This window comes from Microbacterium sp. GbtcB4, from assembly GCF_019091465.1.
In the GTDB taxonomy this organism is placed as follows: Bacteria; Actinomycetota; Actinomycetes; order Actinomycetales; family Microbacteriaceae; genus Microbacterium; species Microbacterium paraoxydans.
This window is the reverse complement of the sequence record NZ_JAGXJJ010000826.1, coordinates 1-228: the sequence shown is the minus strand read 5'-3', so window position 1 is coordinate 228 and position 228 is coordinate 1. Positions and strand designations below refer to the sequence as shown.

Annotated in this window: 1 pseudogene; it reads left to right on the top strand. The window is 67.5% G+C overall.

Annotated elements, in window-relative coordinates:
• Nucleotides 1-10: 10 nt before the first annotated feature.
• Nucleotides 11-228: pseudogene (locus tag KVS71_RS19760) on the top strand (transcription termination/antitermination protein NusG); the annotation flags it as partial.

The window sequence follows — 228 nt, the reverse complement described above, 5'->3', positions numbered from 1 at the left end:
AAGAAGCAACGTGGCTGAACGATATTCCGACGACGCCGACGGGGCGCCCGCCGCAGAGCAGGCCAGCGAGGAGGACGAGGCCCAGGAGGGCAACGTGCTCGCCGCCGAGGAGCTCCCGGTCACCTCTGCCGAGCACGTCGCGGTCCACGTCGAGGACGAGGACGGCGAGCAGGAGGTTGAAGACATCGACATCGACATCGACGACCCGGAGGCGGACGCCATCGTGAA